Annotated in this window: 19 protein-coding genes; 8 read left to right on the forward strand and 11 right to left on the reverse strand. The window is 66.5% G+C overall.

What is annotated here, in order from left to right; genetic code table 11:
• Positions 1–51 precede the first annotated feature (51 nt).
• The 3 genes from POR01S_RS08870 (at position 52) to garD (ending at position 4,192) form a co-directional block, all read left to right on the forward strand.
• Complete coding sequence (locus tag POR01S_RS08870; protein ID WP_042135241.1) at positions 52–1,089, forward strand: LacI family DNA-binding transcriptional regulator; 1,038 nt, start codon at positions 52–54, stop codon at positions 1,087–1,089.
• A 166-nt stretch (positions 1,090–1,255) separates the two neighbouring features.
• Positions 1,256–2,614 (forward strand): MFS transporter, encoded by a 1,359-nt coding sequence (locus POR01S_RS08875; RefSeq protein ID WP_007161423.1) that lies wholly within the window; start codon positions 1,256–1,258, stop codon positions 2,612–2,614.
• A gap of 21 nt (positions 2,615–2,635) precedes the next feature.
• Positions 2,636–4,192, forward strand: a complete 1,557-nt coding sequence (gene garD, locus POR01S_RS08880) for a galactarate dehydratase (RefSeq protein ID WP_042135242.1) — start codon at positions 2,636–2,638, stop codon at positions 4,190–4,192.
• Positions 4,193–4,276: 84 nt separating this feature from the next.
• On the opposite strand, the gene POR01S_RS08885 is transcribed toward garD, so the two are convergent.
• The 4 genes from POR01S_RS08885 to rph all read right to left on the reverse strand — a co-directional run bounded on the left by POR01S_RS08885 (position 4,277) and on the right by rph (position 8,932).
• Positions 4,277–6,181: an acyltransferase family protein gene (locus POR01S_RS08885; protein ID WP_042135244.1), complete on the reverse strand. Its 1,905-nt coding sequence runs from the start codon at positions 6,179–6,181 to the stop codon at positions 4,277–4,279.
• Positions 6,182–6,229: 48 nt separating this feature from the next.
• The gene (locus POR01S_RS08890) at positions 6,230–7,528 is read right to left on the reverse strand and encodes an O-antigen ligase family protein (RefSeq protein ID WP_042135246.1); all 1,299 of its coding nucleotides are present in this window, start codon (positions 7,526–7,528) and stop codon (positions 6,230–6,232) included.
• Positions 7,529–7,834: 306 nt separating this feature from the next.
• A complete protein-coding gene (locus POR01S_RS08900; RefSeq protein WP_042135251.1) occupies positions 7,835–8,197 on the reverse strand; it encodes a DUF4870 domain-containing protein in 363 nt (120 codons plus the stop codon).
• A 12-nt stretch (positions 8,198–8,209) separates the two neighbouring features.
• The gene (gene rph, locus POR01S_RS08905) at positions 8,210–8,932 is read right to left on the reverse strand and encodes a ribonuclease PH (protein ID WP_017639344.1); all 723 of its coding nucleotides are present in this window, start codon (positions 8,930–8,932) and stop codon (positions 8,210–8,212) included.
• 172 nt (positions 8,933–9,104) lie between these two features.
• Between rph and POR01S_RS08910 the strand changes: the two genes are divergently transcribed.
• The 5 genes from POR01S_RS08910 (at position 9,105) to POR01S_RS08930 (ending at position 13,612) form a co-directional block, all read left to right on the forward strand.
• A complete protein-coding gene (locus POR01S_RS08910; protein ID WP_007161417.1) occupies positions 9,105–9,965 on the forward strand; it encodes a YicC/YloC family endoribonuclease in 861 nt (286 codons plus the stop codon).
• A 10-nt stretch (positions 9,966–9,975) separates the two neighbouring features.
• Positions 9,976–10,596 (forward strand): guanylate kinase, encoded by a 621-nt coding sequence (gmk, locus tag POR01S_RS08915; protein WP_007161416.1) that lies wholly within the window; start codon positions 9,976–9,978, stop codon positions 10,594–10,596.
• A 587-nt stretch (positions 10,597–11,183) separates the two neighbouring features.
• Positions 11,184–11,678: a hypothetical protein gene (locus tag POR01S_RS08920; protein ID WP_139346894.1), complete on the forward strand. Its 495-nt coding sequence runs from the start codon at positions 11,184–11,186 to the stop codon at positions 11,676–11,678.
• 12 nt (positions 11,679–11,690) lie between these two features.
• Positions 11,691–12,296 carry a hypothetical protein gene (locus POR01S_RS08925; RefSeq protein WP_042135254.1) on the forward strand — a complete coding sequence of 202 codons (606 nt, stop codon included), beginning with the start codon at positions 11,691–11,693 and terminating at the stop codon, positions 12,294–12,296.
• Positions 12,297–12,559: 263 nt separating this feature from the next.
• A complete protein-coding gene (locus tag POR01S_RS08930; RefSeq protein WP_042135256.1) occupies positions 12,560–13,612 on the forward strand; it encodes a hypothetical protein in 1,053 nt (350 codons plus the stop codon).
• A gap of 43 nt (positions 13,613–13,655) precedes the next feature.
• Here POR01S_RS08930 and POR01S_RS08935 read toward each other — a convergent pair whose 3' ends face one another.
• From POR01S_RS08935 to POR01S_RS08965, 7 genes are all read right to left on the reverse strand, one after another.
• Entirely contained in the window at positions 13,656–15,149 is a 1,494-nt protein-coding gene (locus POR01S_RS08935; protein ID WP_027598136.1) for an aldehyde dehydrogenase, read from the reverse strand.
• A gap of 103 nt (positions 15,150–15,252) precedes the next feature.
• On the reverse strand, positions 15,253–15,864 hold the full coding sequence (locus POR01S_RS08940) for a hypothetical protein (protein WP_027598137.1): 612 nt from the start codon (positions 15,862–15,864) through the stop codon (positions 15,253–15,255).
• An 80-nt stretch (positions 15,865–15,944) separates the two neighbouring features.
• Positions 15,945–17,315: an exopolysaccharide Pel transporter PelG gene (gene pelG / locus POR01S_RS08945; RefSeq protein ID WP_007161413.1), complete on the reverse strand. Its 1,371-nt coding sequence runs from the start codon at positions 17,313–17,315 to the stop codon at positions 15,945–15,947.
• Between the two features lies 1 nt (position 17,316).
• Entirely contained in the window at positions 17,317–18,840 is a 1,524-nt protein-coding gene (pelF, locus tag POR01S_RS08950; RefSeq protein ID WP_007161412.1) for a GT4 family glycosyltransferase PelF, read from the reverse strand.
• Entirely contained in the window at positions 18,837–19,826 is a 990-nt protein-coding gene (locus POR01S_RS08955) for a tetratricopeptide repeat protein (RefSeq protein ID WP_042135258.1), read from the reverse strand. The genes pelF and POR01S_RS08955 overlap by 4 nt, the downstream gene beginning before the upstream one ends.
• Positions 19,804–21,177, reverse strand: a complete 1,374-nt coding sequence (locus POR01S_RS08960; protein WP_042135259.1) for a PelD GGDEF domain-containing protein — start codon at positions 21,175–21,177, stop codon at positions 19,804–19,806. Before POR01S_RS08960 ends, POR01S_RS08955 begins: the two co-directional genes overlap by 23 nt.
• Positions 21,177–21,692: a hypothetical protein gene (locus POR01S_RS08965; protein ID WP_017639355.1), complete on the reverse strand. Its 516-nt coding sequence runs from the start codon at positions 21,690–21,692 to the stop codon at positions 21,177–21,179. Before POR01S_RS08965 ends, POR01S_RS08960 begins: the two co-directional genes overlap by 1 nt.
• Between the last annotated feature and the right edge of the window lie 12 nt (positions 21,693–21,704).

Genomic DNA, 21,704 nt, shown 5'->3' on the forward strand with positions numbered 1-21,704 from the left:
GCCCGCACCAACCGTTACCATGGCCGATCTCTTCCTCGTCTCCAGCGATTCATGGCCAAGAAGTCCAGCAAAGCCCTCTCTACCGCGGTCAATTCCGCTGCCCCCACGCTCATCGACGTGGCCCGGGTCGCCGGGGTGTCGCCGATCACCGTCTCGCGGGCGCTGAATCGACCGGAGATCGTCAGCGAGGCGGCGCGGGAGAAGGTGCTGGCGGCGGTGCAGGCCACCGGCTACGTGCCCAATCTGCTGGCCGGCGGCCTGGCCTCCAATCGCAGTCGCCTGGTGGCGCTGTTCGTGCCGACCATCGTCCACTCCATCTTCGCCGAGACCGTCCAGGCATTGATGGCGCGCCTGTCCCAGGCCGGCTACCAGACCCTGCTCGGCCTCACCGGCTACAGCGCCGAACAGGAAGAGCAGCTGCTGGCCGCGGTGCTGGGACGCAAGCCCGATGGCATCGTGCTGACCGGTACCCTGCACACCGCCGCCAGTCGGCAGCGCCTGGCCCAGGCTGGCATCCCGGTGGTGGAGTCCTGGGACCTCGGTGAAGACCCGCTGGACATGCAGGTGGGCTTTTCCCACGAAGCCGTGGGGCGCGCCCAGGCCGAGCATCTGCACGCCCGTGGCTATCGGCGCTTCGCCGTGGTCTCGGTGGACGACCCCCGCGCCCTGCGGCGCTGTCGCAGCCTGGTCGCGCGGCTGGCCGAACTGGGCGTGGCGGAACCACTGCTGGAGATCCTGCCGGCGCCGGCGCTGGTGGAGTCCGGACGGGCGGGCCTGCGCCAGCTGCTGGCCCGTGACGAGGCCTTCGATGTGGTGGTGTGCAGCTCGGACACCGTCGCCCAGGGCGTCATGGCGGAAGCCGCCAGCCGCGGTCTGCGCCTGCCCGAGGACCTGGCGGTGCTGGGCTTCGGCAATCTCTCCAGCGCCGCCCAGATGCACCCGGCGCTGTCCTCGGTCAGTGTCGAGGGCGATCGCATGGGCACCCTGGCGGCAGAGGCGTTGCTGCGGCGGTTCGACCTGGGCGATGGTGTCCGGGAGGCGGTGCGCATCGACACCGGTTTCCATATCATCGACCGCGCCACGACCTGACCATCGGCGCTCAAGTTGTTAGACGTCATACTTGTATGGTTGCGCAATCATGCCTTAGTCTTGGACAAACGCCAGGGCTGAGTCAGGTTGTCGCACCAGGATATGATTGCGCAATCATCCAACGACTCGCACCTTCGATAAAAACAATCACGCAAGAGGGATCCCCATGGATGCCACAAGACCCACCCGGGTGCGCTACCTGATCCTGTTGATGCTGTTCGTGGTGACCACCATCAACTACGCCGACCGCGCCACCATCGCCATCGCCGGCTCCAGCCTGCAGAAGGACCTCGGCATCAGCGCCGTCACCCTCGGCTATATCTTCTCCGCCTTCGGTTGGGCCTATGTGGCCGGGCAGATTCCCGGTGGCTGGCTGCTGGATCGCTTCGGTTCGAAGAAGGTCTATGCCGGCAGCATCTTCTTCTGGTCGCTGTTCACCCTGCTGCAGGGGCTGGTCGGCGGCCTGCCGGTGGCCTGGGCGGTGACCACCCTGTTCATGCTGAGATTCCTTGTCGGCCTGGCCGAGGCACCGTCCTTCCCGGGCAACGCGCGCATCGTCGCCGCCTGGTTCCCCACCGCCGAACGCGGCACCGCCTCGGCCATCTTCAACTCGGCGCAGTATTTCGCCACCGCGCTGTTCGCGCCGATCATGGGCGGCATCGTCTTCCACTTCGGCTGGGAGCACGTCTTCGTCATCATGGGCGCCCTGGGCATCCTCTTCTCCGGGGTCTGGCTGAAGTACATCCACAACCCCAAGGAGCATCCGCGCATCAACGCCGCGGAGCTGGCGCACATCCGTGACAACGGCGGTCTGGTGGACATGGACAACGGCGCCCGCCAGCAGGGTGGCGGCCCCAAGTGGCACTACATCACCCAGCTGCTGACCAATCGCATGATGCTCGGCGTCTACCTGGGCCAGTACTGCATCAACGCCATCACCTATTTCTTCCTGACCTGGTTCCCGGTGTACCTGGTGCAGGAGCGCGGCATGACCATCCTCAAGGCCGGTTTCATCGCCTCGCTGCCGGCAATCTGCGGCTTCATCGGCGGGGTGCTCGGCGGGGTGATCTCCGACTACCTGCTGCGGCGCGGCCATTCCCTGACCTTCGCCCGCAAGCTGCCCATCGTCTGCGGCCTGCTGCTCTCCACCAGCATGATCTTCTGCAACTACGTCGATGCCGACTGGATGGTGGTGGGCTTCATGACCCTGGCCTTCTTCGGCAAGGGCATCGGCGCCCTCGGCTGGGCGGTGGTGGCGGACACCTCGCCCAAGCAGATCGCCGGGCTCTCCGGCGGCCTGTTCAACACCTTCGGCAACCTGGCCTCCATCACCACCCCCATCGTCATCGGCTATCTCATCGCCGCCACCGGCTCCTTCAAGTGGGCGTTGGTCTATGTCGGGGCCAATGCCCTGGTGGCGGTGTTCAGCTACCTGTTCATCGTCGGTCGCATCCAGCGCGTCGAGCTGCGTACCGCCGATGGCGAGATCCTGGGCGCGACCCAGCCTGACCCGGCCCGGGCCTGAGCCCCGGCAGAGGATAAGAACATGAACCTGATCGATCACCGTGATTCGCCGCGCTACATCAAGCTCCACCCCCAGGACAACGTCGGGGTGGTGGTCAACGAACCCGGCGTGGCCGCCGGCACCGCCTTCGCCGATGGCCTGACCACGGTCGAGGCCATTCCCCAGAGCCACAAGGTCTCCCTGGTGGCTCTCGCGGCGGGCGCCGCGGTGGTGCGCTATGGCGAGGTCATCGGCTACGCCCTGCAGGACGTTCCCGCCGGCAGCTGGATCACCGAAGCCCTGCTGCGCATGCCGGAGCCGCCGGCGCTGGACAACCTGCCCAAGGCCACCGCGCCCGGTCAGGTCGGCGAACCTCTGGAAGGCTACACCTTCGAGGGCTTTCGCAATCCGGACGGCAGCGTCGGCACCCGCAACATCCTGGCGGTGACCACCACCGTGCAGTGCGTGGTGGGGGTGCTGGACCATTGCGTGGAGCGGGTACGCAAGGAGATCCTGCCGCGCTACCCCAATGTCGACGACGTGGTGCCGCTGTCCCACAGCTACGGCTGCGGGGTGGCCATTAACGCCCCGGATGCGGTGATCCCCATCCGTACCTTGCACAACATCAGCCGCAACCCCAACTTCGGCGGCCAGGCGCTGGTCATCGGCCTGGGTTGCGAGAAGCTGCAGGCCAGCCAGCTGATGCCGGGCGATGACCTCACCGCCGGGCAGAACGAAGAAGACTGGCTGTTCCGCCTGCAGGACTCGGCCAGTGGCTTCGCCGGCATGGTCGAGCAGATCATGGGGCTGATCGAAGCGCGTCTGGAGGTGCTCGATCAGCGCCGCCGGGAAACGGTACCAGCGTCCGAACTGGTGGTGGGCATGCAGTGCGGCGGCAGCGACGCCTTCTCCGGCATCACCGCCAATCCGGCCTTGGGCGTGGCCGCCGACCTGCTGGTGCGGGCCGGCGCCACCGTGATGTTTTCCGAGAACACCGAGGTGCGCGACGGCATCCACCTGCTGACCCCGCGCGCCGCCACCCCGGAGGTGGCCGACGCCCTGATCCGCGAGATGGACTGGTACGACCGCTACCTGGAGCGGGGCATGGCCGATCGCAGCGCTAATACCACCCCTGGCAACAAGAAGGGCGGGCTGAACAACATCGTCGAAAAGGCCATGGGTTCCATCGCCAAGTCGGGTACCAGCCCCATCGCCGGGGTCATAGCGCCCGGCGAACGGATCCGCGGCAAGGGCCTGTACTTCGCCGCCACCCCGGCCAGCGACTTCATCTGCGGCACCCTGCAACTGGCCGCGGGCATGAACCTGCATATCTTCACCACCGGTCGCGGCACCCCCTACGGACTGTCCATGGTGCCGGTGATCAAGGTCTCGACCCGCACCCAGTTGGCCGAGCGCTGGCCGGACCTGATCGACATCGATGCCGGTCGGGTGGTGAGCGGGCGGCTGTCGCTGGAGGAGATGGGCTGGGAGATCTTCCAGTGCTACCTGGACGTGGCCAGCGGCCGCCGCCAGACCTGGGCCGAGCGCCATCGCCTGCACAACGACCTGGCGCTGTTCAATCCGGCGCCGGTGACCTGATCCTGCCACGGCAATAAAAAAGGCCGGCCCCGATGGGGTCGGCCTTTTTTCATGGAGCCAGGAAGCTGGCGTGCGGTCGGCGCCCTAGCGCTGGGCAGTGGCCGCCGTCAGTTGCAGACTGGGCAGCAGGTAATGGCCGACGATGAACAGCGAGCCCTTGTCGCTCAGGTGACCATCGTCGATCTGCAGCAGGGTCCGGCCATCCGCAGCCCGTACCCGGCAGGCATCCTCGACGCAGAGTCGTTGCACCAGGGAGATGTACTCCAGTCCTGCCGGGAGCCTGGCCTGGCGCATGGCCTGGTCGGTGGCGAGGACGTGGCGATCCAGGGCGGAGTCGGCGATGTGGTCATCGGTGCTGCCCCAGTGGCGGATGGCGATGACGCTGGGCAGCGACGGACTCCACTGGGGAACGGGGCCGAGCAGCACGATGCGCTTGACGCCATAGCTGTGCAGACGCTCGGTGATGGCGTTCCAGTCGGTCTTTTCGTGGTCAGCCTTCTGCGCCATGACCACCACCTCCGGACGCAGGCGCTGAATGGCTTCCAGGGCGGTGCGATTGGAGTAGTTGCAAGTTACCCGCGTCTCGGTTTGCCGACCCATGTCGTCGGTGAGGCGCGGCTTGCAGCTCGCCGAGGCCACCTGGTAGTAGGGCAGGCCGGCCGGCAGCAGGCTGCGCAAGCCGAAGGACAGGGCTTGGGCATGGGAATCGCCCCAGACGAAGAGACCACCCTTGCCCTGGCCGTGGGTGCAGCTGGGGTCGATGGCGTCCTGGTGGCGTTGGGTAAAGGCCGAATAGGCGTCGCACTTGAGCCAGTAGAGGTCGTGGAGATTCTTCTGGCGATCCAGGTATTCCTGCACGAATTGCGCGCGGTCCGACTGGCTGATGCTGCGCAGCGGCGTGATGGCACCGTCGGTGGCGTTCACCGCGCCCGCACTGATGAACAGGGTGGCGAGCAGGCCGGTGCCGGTGGCCAGCGCTGCACCGCTCTGGCCCTTGCGGCGCGAGGCACGGGTCTCCACCAGGGTGTAGGAAGCCCAACCCAGGGCGAAGGAGGCGGCGATGCCCAGCAGCAGGTGCGGCGTCTTGTCGAGCAGGCCGGCATAGCTCATGAACACCACCACCGGCCAGTGCCAGAGGTAGAGCGAGTAGGAGAGGGTACCGGTCCACTGGGAGAAACCGTTGCCGGTGACCAGCGAATCCTGGCGGGCGGCCAGGATGATGGCGGCAGTGCCAAGCACCGGGATCAGCGCCAGATAGCCCGGCCAGACATCGCCTTCGGCGAGCGTCAGGAAACCCAACGCCAGGGCGAGCAGCCCGGCGCCTTCCAGCAGCCGGCGCGAGCGGGCGGCGAGTTGCAGCGGGAAGAGATAGGCGACGCCGCCCACCATCAGCTCCCAGGCACGGGTCGGCAGCAGATAGAAGGCCGCTTCCGGCCAGAGCAGGGAGGCGGTGACGGCGAAGGCGAAGCCGGCCGCGGTGGCGAGCAGGATCAGCACCCGCAGGGTCTTGAGCGACACCAGCTTGGACAGCAGCACCAGGATCAGCGGATAGACCAGGTAGAACTGCCATTCCACCGACAGCGACCAGGTGTGCAGCAGCCATTTCTCATGGGCCGCGGCGGTGAAGTAGCCGGCTTCCTTCCAGTAGACCAGGTTGGAAACGAAACCCAGGCTGCTCGCCACGTGCTTGCCCAGTTCGCCATAGGCGTTGGGCAGCAGGAAGAACCAGCCGGCAATCAACAGCACGGCGCAGAGTACCGCCAGCGCCGGCACGATGCGGCGGACGCGGGATAGGTAGAAGGCGGACAGGCGGAAGCGCTGCTGTTCGAGGGCGCGAAAGATGATCCCGGTGATCAGGAAGCCGGAGATGACGAAGAAGACGTCGACCCCGGCGAAACCGCCCGGTAGCCAGTCGGCATTGAAGTGGAAGAGGACGACGGCGATCACGGCGATCGCGCGCAGCCCATTGATATCTTTCCTGAAGTCCATGAGCGGCATCCGGGCAGCAAGGGGAAGGCGAGAGAAGGAGGCGTCGGGCTAGGCGTGGGGGGCCAGGGTTTCCGGTGCCGGGCGGACCAGGTGCAGGCCGGGGTCGGTCTTGGGCTTGAGCAGCAGATAGCCCAGGGTGATGCCGATGAACAGGTTGGCCACGCCGATCTCGAAGAGGTCGGTGGTCCAGCCGATCAGGCAGAGACAGAAGGCGATGGCCAGCAGAGTGTGGCTTTCACGGTCGCGATTGAGGTACAGACGGATGAACAGCGGCAGCTGCAGGCAGTATAGAGCGATGCCGACCACGCCGAACACGCACCACAGATAGACCACGCTGCTGTCGCAGTTGACCATCAGGTCCAGGCCCGGCACCGGGAAGGCGGCCATGGTGCTGCCGAACATGCCGAAGCCGGCGCCGGTCAGGGTCCAGCCGGGTTCGCTCATGACCTCGACCACGTTGGGCCAGGTGTTGACCAGGCGGTCGTAGAAGGAGGCCAGGCCGCTGTCGCTGGTGACCACATGGGGATCGAAGTCGCGGATCAGGCTCAGGATCGGCAGCAGCAGGCCGCCCACCACGCCGAGCAGCAACAGCAGGTAGGTGGACCACGGGAAGCGCCGACCCAGCATCAGCATCAGGGTGAAGGCGAAGGCCGCAGCCGGGGCCTTGCTGGTGGTCAGCAGGATGCCGAACAGGCCGGTCAGGGCCATCAGCAGCCAAAGCGTGTAGGAGCGCGCGAAATAGGAGAGATAGAGGCAGTAGACGGCGATCAGGGCGGCCAGGACGTTGGACACGCGGGCGAAACCGGCGATGCGGTCGGCCTCGCCGGCCATCCAGTTGGTGTTGCCGGCGATGTCGTTGCCACCCAGGGTGTAGCTGTAGCCCTTCCAGGGGACGGAGGTGTACTTGTCCAGCAGGATGCCGATGAGCGAGGCGATCAGCAGACCCAGCACCACCCGGCCAAGCAGGCGTCGCTGCTCCAGCAGCTCGCGGCCGCAGAGCAGGCCGAATAGCAGTGGGCTGTAGACGAACAGCGAGAAGAAGACGTTGTTGATGCTGGCGCCATGCAGCAACGCCAGGGCCGCATAGGCCGGGATGCTGAGCAGGGCCACCCAGAGGATGCGCGGTAGCTTGGCGGTGGCCAGTTGCAGGGCGAAGAGCGCCAGGCAGGCGATCTTGGGCAGGTAGATCAACGCCGAGGCACCGGCCATGTCGAGGTAGTAGCGCAGGGCGCCGGAAAAGGTCTCGACGAACAGCAGCGAGATGGCGGTCCAGACCGCGAGGGTCGAATAGCGCCAGGACAAAGCCTGCTGGAACGCCGATTGCGGGGGGGCGACTACGGCCGACATGATCATCATCCCTGGGTTGATGCCGAGGCAGCGGGCCGTGGACGGCCGCTGCGCTGACGTGAAAGGCGCCAAAGCGATAACCAGCGCGAGGGCTCGCCACCTTGGCGTTGTCCCTGGGCTGGATGAGGTCTGCAAGCGAAAGGCAGGCACGCTACCGCCCATGGCGGTCAGGAACGGCCACGGGCGACAGGTGGAAAAAGGTACGACGCGGGGATGATAGCGGAGGGCTTCCGGCGCCTGTCAAACGGCGCCGGGCCGACCGGAAATCCTCAACGCGGATATCAGAAGCAGGCCACAAAAAGCCCGCTATTTCACCATCCGCCAGGTCAGGGGATAGCGGTAATCGCGGCCCTGGTTGGCCTTGATGCCGGCGATCACCGTCAGCACGAAGGCCACGCAGGCCACCAGCAGCATCAGCGGAAAGCCGATCAGCACCCACACCAGCAGCCAGCAGATCATGTGCAGCAGGGTGACGGTGAGCTGGAAGTTCAGCGCCTCCTTGCCCTGGCTGTCGATGAAGGGGTCGTCCTCGCGCTTGAACTGCCAGACCACCAGCGGACCTATGACGTTACCGATGAAGGGCACCACGAAGCCCAGGAAGGCGGCGTAGTGGCAGAGCATGGCCCAGCGCCGGGCTTCGGCGCTGGGGACGGGGACGAGATCGTGCATGAGCGGGCTTCCTTACTCGCCGCGCAGGGCGGCTTGCTGGAGCTCGAACAGGTCGCGCAGGCCACCCTGGGCCAGTTCGAGCATGGCGTTGAGTTCGGCCGGCTGGAAGGGCGCGCCTTCGGCGGTGCCCTGCACCTCGATGAAGCCACCGGCGTCGGTCATGATCACGTTGAGATCGGTCTCGGCGGCGGAGTCTTCCAGGTAGTCCAGGTCGAGCACCGGGGTGCCCTGGTAGATGCCCACGGAGATGGCGGCCACCATCTGCTTGAGCGGATTGCCCTTGAGGTTGCCGCGGCGCTTGAGCGCGCCCAGGGCATCGACCAGGGCCACGCAGGCACCGGTCACCGAGGCGGTGCGGGTACCGCCGTCGGCCTGGATCACGTCGCAGTCGATATAGATGGTGTTCTCGCCCAGCTTGGACAGGTCGACGGCGGCGCGCAGCGAACGACCGATCAGCCGCTGGATCTCCAGGGTCCGACCGCCCTGCTTGCCCTTGGCTGCTTCCCGCTGGTTCCGCTCGCCGGTCGCGCGCGGCAGCATGCCGTACTCGGCGGTGAGCCAGCCCTGGCCCTTGCCCTTGAGAAAGCGCGGCACCCCGGCCTCGACGCTGGCGGTACAGATCACCTTGGTATCGCCGAATTCCACCAGGACCGAACCCTCGGCGTGCTTGGTGTACTGACGGGTGATGCGGATGGGGCGCAGCTGATCGGCGGCGCGGCCACTGGGACGCTTCATTGCGGGCTTCCTGTAAGGCGTAGATATCAGGTCCATAGTATAGGGAGCGTCCGGCTCATGCGACACGGATGCATTGGGTCGCTCCGATCAGGTGCGCTAGAATCGTGCGTTTTACATGCGTGGTCGCTCGGGATCGCCCCAGATCCACGCATCGTCAGACGAGGATCCTGCCATGGTGCACAGCATGACGGCGTTCGCCCGGGTCGAGCGGCCGGGGCCCCAGGGCACCCTGAGCTGGGAGTTGCGCTCGGTCAATCACCGCTATCTGGAGCCCCACCTGCGGCTGCCGGAGACCTTTCGCGATCTGGAGTCCGGCGTGCGCGAGGCGCTGCGCCGGCGCCTGTCGCGGGGCAAGCTGGAGTGCGTGCTGCGCGAAGAGCGTGACGAGAGCGTGGCTCTGCGCGTCGATGCCCGCCGCGCCGCGCAGCTGGTGGCCGCCGCCGAAGACGTCGCCGCGCTGATCGCGCGTCCGGCCAAGCTCGATCCCCTGGCCGTGCTGGCCTGGCCCGGGGTGCTGGCGGGCGCCGAGGTGGATGGCGCCGAACTCAAGGCCCAGACCCTGGCGCTGTTCGAGGCGGCGCTGGATGAATTGCTCGACGGCCGGCAGCGCGAGGGCCGCGAACTGGCGCGCCTGATCGAGGAACGCCTGGACCAGGTGCTGGCGGAGGTGGCGACCCTGCGCGCGCTGCTGCCCGAGCTGCTGGCCCTGCAACGGCGCCGTATCCTCGAGCGCTGCGCCGAGGCGGGGGTCGAGTTCGAACCGGCGCGGCTGGAGCAGGAACTGGTGCTGCTGGCGCAGAAAAGCGACGTGGCCGAGGAACTGGATCGTCTGGAGACCCATGTGGCCGAGGTGCGGCGGGTCCTGGCGGGCAGCGGCGCGGCCGGCCGGCGGCTGGATTTCCTCATGCAGGAACTCAATCGCGAGGCCAATACCCTGGGTTCCAAGGCCATCGACGCCCGGGCCTCCCAGGCGGCCATCAATCTCAAGGTGCTCATCGAACAGATGCGTGAGCAAGTGCAGAACATCGAATAGGCGGACCTTCATGACAGCCCTTCCCGGCACCCTTTACATCGTTTCCGCGCCTTCCGGCGCCGGTAAGACCAGCCTGGTCAAGGCCCTGCTGGATGCCCTGCCCGACATCCGCGTGTCGGTCTCCCACACCACCCGCGCCATGCGCCCGGGTGAAGCCGACGGGGTGAACTATCACTTCGTCGATTGCGCGACCTTTACCAACCTGCTCGAACACGGCGACTTCCTCGAGCACGCCGAGGTGTTCGGCAACTACTATGGCACCTCCCAGGCCGCCCTGGAGCGCACCCTCGCCGAAGGCCACGACCTGATCCTGGAAATCGACTGGCAGGGCGCCCAGCAGGTCCGTCGCAAGCTGCCCCACGCCCAGTCGATCTTCATCCTGCCGCCGAGCCAGGCCGCCCTGCGCCAGCGCCTGGACAATCGCGGCCAGGACAGCGCCGAGATCATCGAAAGACGCATGCGCGAGGCGGTCAGCGAGATGAGTCACTATGTCGAATACGACTACCTGATCATCAACGACGACTTCGCCAGCGCCCTGGAAGACCTCAAGTCGATCTTCCGCACCCGCCAGCTGCGCCTGGATCGTCAGCAGCGCCGCCACGACGATCTGCTGGTGGATCTGCTGGGCTGATACCTGCCTCGCGGCCCGCGCCTTCAGCGCGCGGGCTGTCCGCTCCCCGCGTCGCCGCCGCAGGACGTCCGGCGCCCTTCCAAAGCCATGAAATATCTCGTTACATTTTTCTGGGCCTTGGCTTGGGCGGCTGGCGCCTGTCGATGTTTTGGCAGTCGCGCTATTTATCTGGTTTTACACAAAAAATATTGATCATCGGCTGACGGTTATTGGCTCTGCTTTAATGTAAGGCCGCTTTTTATATGCTTATTTAAAAGCATTAAAACAGCGACTTTCTACCTGCTTTCGCCTGCTCGCCATTCGTTACTATTTGTTTAAAGAAACTTTGGCTAGGCTTTTTCCGGACGACTAGCGAAGTTGCCCGTGGGCTAAAGGCGGGCATTTAGCTATCAAGGTCGTTGCTGTTAGCGGTTGTCTGATTACCTGAGCACTGTCAGGGAAACAATTATCGGAACTGACTTCGGTAAAGGGTTTCCTGCTGTCCGCTAGAACTGCCAGATCCGCGTAGTTGAGCATTTCGCGGGAGATTTCGGTATTTCAGTGGGACTTTCATTTTTGACATGACTGTCGTAACAGGAGCGTTCGATATGAAATTAAAACCTGTGGCCACGCTGATGTTGGCAACGCTGTTGGGTACTACCGCCCAGGCAGCAGAGTCTTTGAGTACGGGTCCTTACTTGCGGCTCAAGGTGCTGGGCAATACCGGATTCGTCCTCAATAGATTGAAGGCGGAAGACACCAAGATCGTCACGGGTGGTGAATACGACTATCTGGTGGTCGGGCCCAATGTGCAGGTCGACGGCAACGTCAAGAAGGAGATCAACGACGCCCTTGATCAAGGCAAACGCGTGATCTTCGACAATCAACCCGGTCAGCACCTCGCCAGTGAGAACGCGGCCCTGGCGCTGGGCATGACCGTCGAGGCGGATGCCCTGATGGTGAAGAAGCCAGAGAAGGACACTGGCCTGCTGATAACCCCCGTCGATCGGCCCACGCGCGCCGATGCCCTGTCCGCGAGCAAGGCCCAGAGCAACAAGCAGGATCAGGCGAGCAACACCATCGAAAACGTCTTCGGACTTTGAGGGACCAAAGTTATGAATACCTTTGCGAAATCCACCCTGGTTGGTGCGCTCGGCTTCCTGCTGTCGACCGGTCTGGTGCAGGCCGGCGAGTGCTTCACCGACCACACCGAGCCCGCCATCCTGGGTGACGGTTCCCGGGCCTTCGCCACCCAGCAGGCAGGCAAGACCTGGGAGGACTGGATCTGGCGCGGGCCGATCTTCCGCTGCTCGACCAGAGGAACCATCGACTGCACCTACACCTGGGGCGAGACCAAGACCTCCAGCTACGGCTGGTCGGTAGGGGTCAAGATCAATCCGGAGAAGCTGCCCTTCATCGGCAAATACCTGAGCATCCTCGGCGTCGATGGCAGCTACAAGCAGGATCGCACGATGAGTACCGCCTTCACCTGGGGCGTGAGGATAGAGCCGGGCTACAAGGCGCAACCCATTCAGGTGGTGGAGCGACGCTGGAAAAGCGGCAAGTTCCGCGGCGCCTGGGTCCGCACCGGCAGTTGTTCGCGCGGCATCGGCAACCCCCCCGGGATGCACTGGTACGACTGGGATTCCAAGCGGGTGATCAGCAGCTGGAGCGGTAGCGTGGAGGTGAGCAGATACGCCACCTACCACGTCTATCGCTAGGCCTGCGCCCGCGCCAAGGCCGGGTCATGGCGACCCGGCCTTGGCCGTCGCGGTGGCTGCTGGTCGAGTACCCAGGCAGTCCGCCGCCAACGCTCGTCAAAACCGCTCTTTGGATGGATGGCGATGGGGGCCTGGCTGATCACACTCAGCTTGGGCCGTCCGTGCGCGACGCCCTCCTTGCAGTACGGTCGATTCCGCCATCTCGCCGGGGTCGCGGCTAGTCGTCCTGTCCTCGGTAGATTCCACTGGAGCGGAAGACCGTCATGAAGACCCCTACCTTGCTGGCGGCACTGCTCGCTGGCCTTGCAGCGCCGGCATTCGCCGTCGAGCAGAGCATCACCCTGACTCAGACCGGTAATGACAACCAGGCCACCCTGAACCAGAGCGGCGGTCGCGCCAATAGCGTTGCGCAACTGCAAAGCGGCGACGGCAATCGTACGATCCTCGAACAGCGCCAGGCCTTCGGTGCCCAGGCGCGGATCGCGCAGACGTCCAGCGGCAATGGGCTGCAGATTTTCCAGGAAGGGAGTAATCAGCAGATCGTCGTGACCCAACTGGAAAACGGCAACCACTACGCCGAGATCACCCAAACCGGCGGTGGCGCGGGCAACGGCCTGGAGCTGGAGCAGCGCGGCAATGCGGCATCGGCCTACCTGAGCCAGGCGGGCGATCTCAATGTGTACAGCGTGCGCCAGGCGGGCTTCGGCGGCAACGACCTGCGGGCGACCAGCACCGGCGATGGCAACCGGCTGACCGTGGAGCAACGCGGCGGCGGCCTGGGGGAGGTGGTGCAGATCGGCAACGACAACGCGGCGCAGCTGACGCAAAGCGTGTCTTTCGCCGGTGGGCGGGCCACGCTGCGTCAGCAGGGCAACGGCAATCAGGTGCAGGCCGAGCAGGAAACCAGTCGCTACAGCAGCGCCCTGGCGCTGAGCCAGGGCGGCGACGGTAACCAGGCCCAGTTGTCACAACGCGCTGGCTTCAGCGACATCACCTTCACCCAGCAGGGCAACGCCAACGAACTGAGCGCCACCCAGACCGGCTTGGAAGCCCGAATCGCCGGCATCAGCGCAGGCGATGCCAACCAGGCGACCTTCGTTCAGAGCGGCGTGCGGGTGGAGGCGGAGATCCAGCAGCAAGGCAATGGCAACCTGGCGTCCATTACCCAGGACACGGTGCCGGACAGCTTCAGCGGCGCCAGTGCCTTCATCGGCCAGACCGGCGACTCCAACTCGGCGATGATCGACCAGGTCGGTTCCACGGCGCGCATCACGCAGAGCGGCTTCGGTAACCAGGCGACGATCTACCAGCGCTGAAGGGAGACGGGCTGACCCCGACCGGGATCAGCCTGCCGAGGGCTTACAGCTTGATCCAGGTCGCCTTGAGCTCGGTGTACTTGTCGAAGGCGTGCAGGGACTTGTCGCGACCGTTGCCGGACTGCTTGAAGCCGCCGAAGGGCGCAGTCATGTCGCCGCCGTCGTACTGGTTGACCCAGACGCTGCCGGCGCGCAGGGCGCGGGCGGTCTTGTGGGCCTTGGAGATGTCGCGGGTCCAGACCGCGGCGGCCAGGCCGTATTGGGTGTCGTTGGCGATCTGCACGGCTTCTTCGGCGGTGTCGAAGGTGATCACCGAGAGCACCGGGCCAAAGATCTCTTCGCGGGCGATCTTCATGGCGTTGCTCACGCCGTCGAAGATGGTCGGCTCGACATAGACGCCGCCGGTCTCTTCCAGGGTGCGCTTGCCACCGGCCACCAGGGTGGCGCCTTCGGCATGGCCGGCTTCGATGTAGCGCAGCACGGTGTCCAGCTGGGTGGTGTCCACCAGGGCGCCGACGTTGGTCTCGGGGTCCAGCGCATGGCCGGGCTTCCAGCCCTTGAGGGCCTCGACCACCAGCGGCAGGAATTCTTCCTTGATGGAGCGCTCCACCAGCAGGCGCGAACCGGCGGTGCAGACCTCGCCCTGGTTGAAGGCGATACCGCTGGCGGCGGCCGCGGCGGCGTCCTTGAGGTCGGGGGCATCGGCGAAGACGATGTTGGGGCTCTTGCCGCCGGCTTCCAGCCAGACGCGCTTCATGTTGGATTCGCCGGAATAGGCCAACAGCTGCTTGGCGACCCGGGTGGAACCTGTGAAGACGATGGTGTCGACGTCCGCATGCAGGCCCAGGGCCTTGCCGACGGTATGGCCGTAACCCGGCAGCACGTTGAACACCCCGGCGGGGATACCCGCCTGCTGGGCCAGCTGGGCGACGCGGATGGCGGTCAGCGGCGACTTCTCCGAGGGCTTGAGCACCACCGAGTTGCCGGTGGCGAGCGCCGGGCCGAGTTTCCAGCAGGCCATCATCAACGGGAAATTCCAGGGCACCACGGCGGCGACCACGCCGACCGGCTCGCGGGTGACCAGGCCGAGCTGGTCATGGGGCGTGGGCGCGACCTCGTCGTAGAGCTTGTCGATGGCCTCGGCGCTCCAGCGGATGGCGTTGGCCGAGGCCGGCACGTCGATGGTGAGGGAGTCGGCGATGGGCTTGCCCATGTCCAGGGTTTCCAGCAGCGCCAGCTCTTCGGCGTTGGCCAGCAGCAGGTCGGCGAAGCGGATCAGCACGCGCTTGCGCTGGGCCGGCGCCAGGTGCGCCCAGGTACCCTTCTGGAAGGCGGCGCGGGCGGCAGCCACGGCCAGGTCGGCATCGGCGGCGTCACAGCTGGCGACCTTGGCGAGGAAACGTCCGTCCACCGGACTCAGGCAGTCGAAGGTGGCGCCGGCGGTGGCGTCGACATAGGCGCCGTCGATGAAGGCGCGACCTTCCAGGGTGAGACCTTGGAAGCGCTGCTCCCACTCGGCGCGGCTGGGCAAGCTCATGGGTGACTCCTCGCTAATGGCGGTGAGCAGCCACCCTAAACCGGCCCGGAAGGGTTATCAATATATTTGACACTCGGCCGCCAAAGGCGCCGAAACGTGCGTTTTATCGAACGCTGCGCTGGCGTTGACGACTCAGGGTCAGGGCCGGGCGGGTCGTGGTCAGGGCGCCACGCCGTTGCCGCGGCTGGAAGCACTGCTGGGTGAGCGGCGCCTCGACGCTGGCGTCCAGGTCATCCAGCCAGCCCTCCACGGCGTCTTCCAGGGCGGCGACAGTGAGCTGCCCCAGGACCTGGTGGGCGATGAGATTGCCCAGGCTGGGCGCCGCTGGCGCGCGGGTGGCGCCCCACCAGGCGGCCAGGCGCTCCTGTAGGCCTTCGAGCAGGCGATGGAGGCGATAGGCCGCGGCCAGCAGGGCCAGGCTGGCCGAGGGTGCCTGGGCCAGCGCCGCCGGGGCGAAGCCGGCCAGGGCGCGTTCCAGCACCCCGGTCAGGGGCGCCTCGAAGGCCACCGCTCGCGCCTGCAGCAGCAGGGCTTCGAGGGCATCGGGCACCTTGTCGACATAGGCGCTGGCGAAGCGCTCCAGGGCCGGGCCGCGGGTGGCGTCGGCGCTGGCGGTACGCGCCGCCTGGTCGGCAAAGGTGCGGCTGGCCTCGCCACTGTCCCGAGCGCGCCCCTGGGTGGTCTGGATCACGAGGCGCAAGGCGGCGGTATTCATGGCAGGGTCCTGCAGGGATGAGCTGTGTTGGACGCCTCCAGAGGGAGCGGGTCACACCGTTCGTCCGGTGCCGGCGGCCTTCAGTGCCGGAGCATGAAGGTGTCGTATTCCAGGTCGTCCAGCACCCGGTCCAGGCGGTGCAGACCCAGCAGCACGCAACAGGCCAGGGAGACGGTGAAGCCGTAGCCGAAGAAGCTCGGACCCAGCTCGATGCTGAGCAGGGTCAGCGCCAGGTTGAGGCCGAGAAACAGGGTGCAGAGCATCAGCACGGTGTCGCGCCGGTCCAGGTAGAAGAAGACGTTGAGCAGCGCCATGAACACCACCTGGATGCTCACCCCCACCACGTCGATGTAGAACAGCGGCAGGTAGTAGTGCGACATGCCGAGCCAGGCCAGCAGCTGGGGCGCCAGCAGGAACACCAGCACCAGGGTCAGGCCCTGGACCTTGCAGATCTCCAGCAGGCCCTGGCGGATGGCCAGGATCATCTGCTCCTTGAGCTGGCTGATGTGCTGCAGGGTCTCGCCGCCGCGCACGGCGTTGAACACCCGCTCGTACCACTCGGCGAAGTCGGTCTCGATGCGCACCAGGAACACCGCCATGCCGGGGATGATGGCCAGGTAGGCGAGAAAGATCGGCAGGTCGTAGAGGATGGAGGCGCGCAGCGGACCGATGACGGCATCGGAGGTCAGCGGATTGAACCAGAAGACGAATTTGTCGACCCAGATGCCCAGGTTGTAGAACAGCCCGGTGACCAGCAGGCTGATGAAGATCTGCTTGCGGTCGAGGAAGTCGAAGGCCACCAGACGCTCGGCCGGGTATTCGCGGATGATGTCGTAGAGAAACATGAACAGCAGGGCGGCGTGGCCCAGCAGCAGCGCCATAAGCAGGCCGTCCATGCCGAGGAAGCGCAGCACGAAGGCGGCGGCGATCATGATGGCGTAGCCCAGTGTCATCACCACCAGGATGCGGTTGTAGGCCTTCATCCCCGACAGGAAGATGATCACCAGCCAGAGATCGCAGAGGGTGACGAAGTTGGCCAGCACCAGCAGCCGGTAGGCGAAGGGCTGGTCGAACAGGGTGGCCAGCAGCAGGAAACCCAGGCCGCCGGCGACCAGCGTGACCAGGAGCAGGATGCCCACCAGATTGGGCAGGATGCTGGTCTGTTTCTCCTCGAACAGCCGGTCCGAGACGAAGCGGGTGAAATACAGCTGCAGGCCGCCGGTGAGGATCAGCGAGCTGGCCATGAGGTAGGTCACCGTGACCAGGAACTGGCGGATCAGCACGCTGGGGGTGACGATGCCGGTGGCCAGCACGCCGATCAGCATGACGCTGATGATCGACAGCACCCAGGGCCCCGAGCTGATCAGGCCGGCATAGACATAGGCGCGCAGGGTGGCGGTGTAGGAGTCGCGCGCGAGGATCTTGCGCAGTTCGAAGCCGATGCCGGCCATGTCAGACGACCCTCCCGATGGCGTCCTGGTAGAGCTCGCGATAGCGTTCCAGCATCAGCGGCTCGGTGTAGTAGCGATTGACCCGGGCGAGGCCGGTGCGCTGCGCGGCCTGCCAGCGGCCGGGATTGCGCAGCAGGGCGAGGATGGCGCGGGCGGTGGCCTGGGGATCGGCGATGGCGACCACGCTGCCGCCGGTGCCCAGGGCGCGGTCCTCGGGGATGGAACCCTCGATCAGCTCGCGGCAGGAGCCCACGTCGCTGCTCACCACCGGCACCCCGGCGGCCCAGCCTTCGAGGATCACCAGCGGTTGGGCCTCGCTGATGGAGGTCAGCACCATGAGGCCGAGCTTGGGCAGGATGTCGCCGATCTTCTGGAAGCCGAGGAATTTCACCTTGCCCTCCAGGCCCAGGCTGGTGACCAGGCTGTGGCATTCGGCGGCGTATTCCTCGTCTTCGTCTTCCGGGCCGACCACCCAGGCCTCGGCCTCGGGCATGGCGCTGATCACCCCGCGCATGGCGCGGATGAAGGTCTTGACGTCCTTGATCGGCACCACCCGGCCGAGCAGCCCGACCACCGGCGGCACCCCTTCCGGGCGGCGCTCCAGGGCGTCCTGCCACTGGGTGAGGCTGATGCCGTTGGGGATCACCCGGCAGCGCGCGGGATCGGCGCCGTCCTGGATCTGCCGGCGGCGGTTGCCGTCATAGAGCGAGATGATCGGATCGGCGGCCTTGTAGGTGAGCAGGCCGATACGCTCGAAGAAGCGGATCCACAGCCGGCGGATGTAGCTGACGTCCACGTCCAGGCCAGTACGCAGGGCTTCATCGGGCCCTTCGGCGATCCACTTGGCCTGGGCCAGGTCGATCTTGCGTTCCTTGGTGTAGATGCCGTGCTCGCTGAGCAGGAAGTTGCAGCCCCAGCGCCGCTGCAGGATAGCGCCGAGCATGCCGGCGTAACCGGTGGAGATGGAGTGGATCATCCGCGGACGCGGCAGGCGGCGCGCGGCCTCGGCCAGCATCAGCAAGGGCGCCTGCATGGCGCGCAGGGTCCAGAGGTAGTCGACGAAGGAGGGATCGGTGCAATAGCGCTCGTAGCCCTCGGTGATGGCCTCCCAGCTGGCGCGGCTGTACATGAAGTCGTCCAGGGTCACGCTGCCCTGGGCGAAGGCGTCCACCAGGGCATCGCCCTGGGCGGCGCTGGGTTCGTCGGGGTGGTGCAGGAAGGCGTGCAGGTCGCGCAGCAGCTGCACCGGCGCCTGGCGTCTTGGACTGATGGGCGCCGCCTTGGGCACCCAGGACCCGGCGAGAAAGTGTTCCTCGATGTGCACCACGTTGGGCGGGATGGCGTAGTGGCGCTTCTCGTAGTTCTCGCGCTGGCCGCCGATGAAGAACACCGAGAAGGTCAGCTCCGGCAGGCCGAGGATCAACTGGTTGACCCAGCTCGACACCCCGCCGCGCACATAGGGCCAGGTGCCCTCCAAGAGCAGGCAGACATCGGGGGTGACGGTCGCGGCGGGGGCGTCTTTCATAACCAGTACTTCACCAGGGCGGCGAACGGCGGCCGCTTCTTCAGATCCGCCGGCAGGCTGTCGAGCAGCGCCGGGATGACCGCGTAATCGCGGCGCAGAAAGGCGATTTCGGCGCGAAAGGGCGCCAGTTGCGCCAGGGGTACGCCCGCCGCTTCAGCGTCCTGGAAGAATTCCAGGGCGCGCTCGGGCTCGCCCTGCTCCAGGGCGATGCGGCCGGCGAGGATGCGCAATTCTTCATTTTCTTCCCCGGCCAGGGCCAATTCGATGTGTTCGCGGGCCTGGCCGAGCACGTGACGCAGGACGCTGCCCTGGGCCAGACCCAGATAGGCCAGTTCCCAGTAGCCGCGGGCCAGGGTGCCGTGCAGCGCCGGCTGGCGCTCGGCGGGGGTGCTGGCCAGTTCGCCGAGCTGGGTCTCGATGCGCTGGTTGATCTGGCTTTCCTGCTGGTCGAGCATCGAATAGGCGAGCAGCCGCACGTCGTCGGCCGGATCGCGCAGGGCCAGCTTGAGGATGGGGATGGCGTCGCGCCCGGGCATGCGGCGAGTGGCGAAGAGCGCGGTCAGGCGCTTGTCGGTGCTGGGCGCGTGGCGCAGGACGTCCTGCAGGCCGCCGTCGCTGAACAGCATCTCCTCGCGCCGTTCCAGCGGGCGGAACGGCAGATTGGGCACGCTGCGCGCCTCCCAGGCGATCTCGCGGTGTTTGCGCGGCAGATAGAGTGCCGGAAACACCGCGGCGATCACCCCGGCCGCGCCCAGCAGCGGAATGAAGAAGGCCAGGGCAAAGAGAAACAGCGGACTCCAGGGCAGCGGGCGCTGGTAGCGCCGGGGCAGCAGCAGCCAGGCGCCCCCTGCCAGCAGGGCGCTGCCGGCGGCATGAGCGGCGGCGAAGGCCAGGGCCGCCGCCGCCACCGGCAGGTTGGCAAACAGCAGCGCCCAGCTGCTGGCCTCGAAGGCGAAGGCGCCGCTAAACAGCCACTTGCTGTTCATGCAGGCCACACTCGTTGAACAGGAAGACGCGCAGCTCCTGGGCGCGGGTCTTGGGCAGCAGCTCGTGCTCATGGCTGCGCACGCCCAGGCTTTCCAGGGTGCTGTCCTGGCCATGGCGCTCGGCCAGCAGCTGGCGCAGCCGGCGGCGATAGCCTTCCAGGCCGTCGGAGGAGGTCAGCGGCAGCAGGACCAGCAGGCAGGGGTGACCGGCCTGATTGGTCAGGCGCAGTTGCAGGTCGAGGCCGCGGCGACTGCCTTCCAGCAGCGCCAGGGCCCGCTCGCCACCGTCGGCCTCGGTCATCTCGAAGCAGAACAGGCAGGCGGGCAGGGCGTGCTGCTGGGCGTCGCGCAGCGAGCGCTTGAGGTGCTGGGAGAATTGCTGGGCGTCATCGTCGGCCAGGGCCAGCGCCTGGGGATCGCTGCCCAGCAGGTCGGCGATGTGGCCGGCGAGGATGGTCAGCAGGTTGAGGGTGCGTTCGTTGAAGGAAAAGAACGGCATCTGCTCGATGGCCAGTACCGCCAGCAGCCGCTCCTCGGTGTCCAGCAGAGGCACGCAGGCCTGTAGCGCCGAATGCTGGGTCTCGCCGCGTTCCAGCAGCGCCTGGCGGATGCTCAGGGTCTCGCCGCGCTCCAGGGTCAGGCGCACCAGCAGGTCGTCGGGATCGATGCCGGGCATCTCGCCCTGGCTGGCGAGGGCGCGACGATCCACCCGGCCGTTGCCGTCGACCCGGTACAGCCCCGCTACCCGCAGCGAACCGTACTGGGTCAGCAGGCCGACGATGGGTTCGGCCAGGGCCTGCAGGGCATCCTGCTCGCGCGGCACCTCGCGCAGCTGGCGACGCAGGTCCAGCAGGGAGCTGCGCAGGCTGAGATCGTTGCCGGCGACGCGCTGCTCCAGGCGATCGTGGGAGATGCGCAGCAGGTGGTGGGCGCGGGTGAATTCATCCAGGCGCAGCTGGCGATAGTCGTTGGCCAGGTCCAGCCGTTCCAGGCGCCGATCCCAGAGATCGCGGAATTCGCCCACCAGCATGGCGCAGAGCAACACGCCGACGATAAAGGACGCCGGGATCTCCTCGTAGGCCGGATAGCCCTGGCGGTGCAGGTAGAGCAGGGCCACAACCAAGAGGCTGGCACTCACCAGGCCGCGCATGAAGCCATAGCGCACGCCCATGAGGATGGGCGCGAACACCACCCAGGGAAAGGCCAGGCCGACCATCAGGGGATCTTCCGGCACCAGCCAGAAGCCCAGCCCCAGGGCGGCCGCCGTGACCAGCAGGGTTTCCAGCCAGGACAGGCGGCCACTGGCGCGGGGCGCCAGGGTGTAGTCCTTGTGGACGGATTGCAGGGCCATCAGCGCAGCTGCAGCTCTTGCGCGGTGCCGCGCAGGACCTTTTGCGCGGTGGCGGCCAGGCTCTCGCGCGACCAGCCGGAGCGGGCGCCGCTGTTGCTCCAGACCACCCGGCCGCTGGCCGGCTCGACCACCTGCAGGGTCACGCCCACCGCCGGTTCGCCGTCCAGGCCGTTCTTGTATTGCCACTCGTCGACGCTGCCGGTGAGCACGTATTGCAGATTCTGTTGCCGCGCCCAGTCCAGGGCCGCGCGCTGGCGGGCCTTCTCGTCGTCGGTGGGATTGCCGCCCTGGCTGTCGTCATAGACCTGCGGACGGATGCCGCGCTCGCCGAGCACGCTGACCAGGATCTGCGCCGCGCGATCGCCGGCCATGGGCGCCTGGGCATAGTTGGCCAGGGGCACCAGGCCCCAGCGGGCATCCTTGGGCAGGGCTTCGCCACTGGGTCGGGTAAAGCTCGAGCAGCCGGCCAGGAGCACGGTGGCGACACTGGCGACGAGCAGACGCGTGATGTTCATGAGGTCTCTCCC

This window comes from Pseudomonas oryzihabitans NBRC 102199, from assembly GCF_000730625.1.
In the GTDB taxonomy this organism is placed as follows: domain Bacteria; phylum Pseudomonadota; class Gammaproteobacteria; order Pseudomonadales; family Pseudomonadaceae; genus Chryseomonas; species Chryseomonas oryzihabitans.

What these genes read in the sequence shown, in the direction of transcription:
- POR01S_RS08925 (WP_042135254.1), top strand. Translation starts at nt 11,691, where the DNA reads ATGAATACCTTTGCGAAATCCACCCTGGTTGGTGCGCTCGGCTTCCTG.
- POR01S_RS08960 (WP_042135259.1), bottom strand. Translation starts at nt 21,177, where the DNA reads ATGGCCCTGCAATCCGTCCACAAGGACTACACCCTGGCGCCCCGCGCC.
- POR01S_RS08955 (WP_042135258.1), bottom strand. Translation starts at nt 19,826, where the DNA reads ATGAACAGCAAGTGGCTGTTTAGCGGCGCCTTCGCCTTCGAGGCCAGC.
- POR01S_RS08940 (WP_027598137.1), bottom strand. Translation starts at nt 15,864, where the DNA reads ATGAATACCGCCGCCTTGCGCCTCGTGATCCAGACCACCCAGGGGCGC.
- POR01S_RS08935 (WP_027598136.1), bottom strand. Translation starts at nt 15,149, where the DNA reads ATGAGCTTGCCCAGCCGCGCCGAGTGGGAGCAGCGCTTCCAAGGTCTC.
- gmk (WP_007161416.1), top strand. Translation starts at nt 9,976, where the DNA reads ATGACAGCCCTTCCCGGCACCCTTTACATCGTTTCCGCGCCTTCCGGC.
- POR01S_RS08910 (WP_007161417.1), top strand. Translation starts at nt 9,105, where the DNA reads ATGGTGCACAGCATGACGGCGTTCGCCCGGGTCGAGCGGCCGGGGCCC.
- pelG (WP_007161413.1), bottom strand. Translation starts at nt 17,315, where the DNA reads ATGGCCGGCATCGGCTTCGAACTGCGCAAGATCCTCGCGCGCGACTCC.
- garD (WP_042135242.1), top strand. Translation starts at nt 2,636, where the DNA reads ATGAACCTGATCGATCACCGTGATTCGCCGCGCTACATCAAGCTCCAC.
- POR01S_RS08875 (WP_007161423.1), top strand. Translation starts at nt 1,256, where the DNA reads ATGGATGCCACAAGACCCACCCGGGTGCGCTACCTGATCCTGTTGATG.
- POR01S_RS08885 (WP_042135244.1), bottom strand. Translation starts at nt 6,181, where the DNA reads ATGGACTTCAGGAAAGATATCAATGGGCTGCGCGCGATCGCCGTGATC.
- pelF (WP_007161412.1), bottom strand. Translation starts at nt 18,840, where the DNA reads ATGAAAGACGCCCCCGCCGCGACCGTCACCCCCGATGTCTGCCTGCTC.
- rph (WP_017639344.1), bottom strand. Translation starts at nt 8,932, where the DNA reads ATGAAGCGTCCCAGTGGCCGCGCCGCCGATCAGCTGCGCCCCATCCGC.
- POR01S_RS08930 (WP_042135256.1), top strand. Translation starts at nt 12,560, where the DNA reads ATGAAGACCCCTACCTTGCTGGCGGCACTGCTCGCTGGCCTTGCAGCG.
- POR01S_RS08965 (WP_017639355.1), bottom strand. Translation starts at nt 21,692, where the DNA reads ATGAACATCACGCGTCTGCTCGTCGCCAGTGTCGCCACCGTGCTCCTG.
- POR01S_RS08920 (WP_139346894.1), top strand. Translation starts at nt 11,184, where the DNA reads ATGAAATTAAAACCTGTGGCCACGCTGATGTTGGCAACGCTGTTGGGT.
- POR01S_RS08890 (WP_042135246.1), bottom strand. Translation starts at nt 7,528, where the DNA reads ATGTCGGCCGTAGTCGCCCCCCCGCAATCGGCGTTCCAGCAGGCTTTG.
- POR01S_RS08870 (WP_042135241.1), top strand. Translation starts at nt 52, where the DNA reads ATGGCCAAGAAGTCCAGCAAAGCCCTCTCTACCGCGGTCAATTCCGCT.
- POR01S_RS08900 (WP_042135251.1), bottom strand. Translation starts at nt 8,197, where the DNA reads ATGCACGATCTCGTCCCCGTCCCCAGCGCCGAAGCCCGGCGCTGGGCC.